Consider the following 2,286-nt stretch of genomic DNA (forward strand, 5'->3'; position numbering starts at 1 on the left):
CTCGCCCGGAAGGTGCCCGAGGGCTGGTTCCAGCTCTCGACTCCCTTGCGGGTGAAGTGGCGTACGCCGAGCCGCTCGCAGAGCCGTCTGACCTCGGGGTCGTCACCCTCGTCGAGCAGCCAGACGTCCAGCACGCCGTCGTGCCGGACGCGGACCGCGCCCTCCAGGGTGGCGCGGACCATGGACAACGGTTCCTTGCCCGGTACGAAGCTGGTGAGGAACGCGACCCGGGTGCCCGGCTGGGCGCGAACCGGGACGGGGTCGCGGGCCACCCAGGTGGCGTGGGCGTTGGACACCACGTTGACCAGGCGGAACGTTTCGATGAGACCGATGGAGAGCGTCATCACGGCGTCGGCGGCGCGCTCCCACTCGTCGATGAACGGGCGCTCCACCCAGTGTTCGGGCAGCATCAGCCACACCAGCAGGGCGAGCGAGACCAGGGGGGCCGCCGTCACCAGCAGCAGGGCGCCGAGCTGTCCCCGGAGGCCACCGGCGACCAGGCGCCGGTAGCGCACCCGGTAGGCGCCGACGGGCGGTTCCGTCAACTCGCCCGCGAGTCTGCTGAATCCGTCGTAGTCGTAGTCCGGCGGGGGTTCGGCCGGCGCGGGAGCGACCGGTCCGCCACCGCGTGGGCCGTCCGGGCCACCGCCGCCCGGGCCGCCGGGTCCGCCCGGTCCGCCGCCGCCCGGGCCGGTGGGCCCGCCGGGGACCGAACCGCCGCGGCCGCCCAGGGCGGGCACGACGTCGGCCGGCCCTCCGTCGAACGGCAGTCCTCCGGCGGCGATGCCGCCCACCGGGAGGGCGGCGGCCGCCCCCTCGCCGGACACGTTCGCGGCCTTCCCTCCACGGGCCGCCGCAAGCCGGGCCTCACGCGCAGAAACCGCCACCACCACACCCCCAGCCGCACAACGGACAGACGGGAACAAGCGGGCTTAACCTAACAAACCGACCCTATGATCATGTGACAAACGCACCGGACATGCCCCGGCCTCCCCCACATGGCCCCAGGGTGACGCTCAAGGCCCCCCACACGCCGTGCCCTACGATGGCCGAACAGTGTTCGACGGGAGCGGGGCATGGCAGACAGCGAGAAGTACGCCGAGAAGGCGATCGGCTGGCGCGTGCTGATCTACGTCGTCCTCGGCCACCTGCTGGCCGGTTTCATCTGGCTGCTCTTCTACCTGGGCTCGCACGCCTCGCACTGAGCCGAGGCCGAGCGGGGACCGCTGCGCGCCCTTCCGGCGGCCCGCTGTTCACAAGGACAGGTGATTCCCGAACACACGGAATCCCATCTTCCTGTACGTGTCCGATGCCACCTCGAATACACGCTTGTCCTATGCCGCGCGACAGCGGCGCAGCCACCGTCCCCGAGAGGCGGCCGGAGGGCCCCGGGCACATGCCGAAGCGAACCGTACACCCTGGTCAACCCGCCGGTGGGCGCAGTGAGATCATCCTTCGGATCAGGGGCCGGGAGGGCTTCCGCGCTGCTACTGTCCCCCGTCATGGAGGAGCTCTTCAGCCCAGACGAACTCGACCGTATCGAGGCCGCGGCGCATCGAGTCGGCCGCTCCCCGCACGACTGGATCCGGGAGATCGTGCTCAAACGTCTCTCCGGGGACTCGGATCAGACGCACATCTCCCAACGGCGGACCGTGCGCCCCGATTTCGAGGACGCGGTCTGGCCCATCACCCTCTACCGCCGCTCCGGAGGCGTGCTCCAGGAGCTGCACCACGCCGGGTGCTGGGTGCCGAAGGGGGGCGAGGACACTCTCACGACCGCCGAGGCACGGGCCCAGATGGCCACCCACGACGTCCGCCCCTGCGACGCCTGCCAGCCCGAACGGTTCCTCACCCCCTACGCCTGACCCCCCACTCCGTACGCCTGAGCCCCGCCGCGCCCGGGCTCCCGCGCCGCCCCGGCGCCCGGGCACTCGTACATCCGCCCGAGCACACCAACTACGCTGTCCACGTCAAGATCATCAAATGACTGGGCGGGGTTGTTGGGCATGAGGGCAGGGACGCGGCTCACCGGGTGGGCGACGGTGCTCGTCGGGTACGCCACCGCACTGCTCGCCGTGGTCCCGTACGGTGCCCTCCCCTTCGCCGAACAGCCGCCCAAGCGCCACCTGCTCTGGATGATCGGCGCCACGGCGGTCTGCGCCCTCTGCTGGATCCTGACCTCTCTGTTGGCCCGCGCGCGCCGACGGGCCGTCCTGCGCCGTGAGGCATCCCGCCGCCGGGCCGTGCGCGGCCGTGCGGCGCGCCGACGCGCCGCGCGCCGGGGGC

3 protein-coding genes and 1 pseudogene are annotated in these 2,286 nt (G+C 72.1%); 3 read left to right on the forward strand and 1 reads right to left on the reverse strand.

The window, feature by feature from the left end; genetic code table 11:
• Positions 1–827, reverse strand: a pseudogene (locus tag JNW98_RS28955) (glycosyl transferase); the annotation flags it as partial.
• Between the two features lie 249 nt (positions 828–1,076).
• Between JNW98_RS28955 and JNW98_RS28960 the strand changes: the two are divergent.
• The 3 genes from JNW98_RS28960 to JNW98_RS28970 all read left to right on the forward strand — a co-directional run.
• Positions 1,077–1,205, forward strand: a complete 129-nt coding sequence (locus JNW98_RS28960) for a DUF6126 family protein (RefSeq protein ID WP_223771271.1) — start codon at positions 1,077–1,079, stop codon at positions 1,203–1,205.
• Between the two features lie 297 nt (positions 1,206–1,502).
• Positions 1,503–1,865, forward strand: a complete 363-nt coding sequence (locus tag JNW98_RS28965; RefSeq protein WP_263421336.1) for a DUF6233 domain-containing protein — start codon at positions 1,503–1,505, stop codon at positions 1,863–1,865.
• Between the two features lie 141 nt (positions 1,866–2,006).
• Positions 2,007–2,286, forward strand: a 280-nt coding sequence (locus JNW98_RS28970; protein ID WP_223771272.1) for a hypothetical protein, incomplete at its 3' end; no start/stop codon positions are given.

The sequence above is a fragment of the Streptomyces huiliensis genome (assembly GCF_020037025.1).
In the GTDB taxonomy this organism is placed as follows: domain Bacteria; phylum Actinomycetota; class Actinomycetes; order Streptomycetales; family Streptomycetaceae; genus Streptomyces; species Streptomyces huiliensis.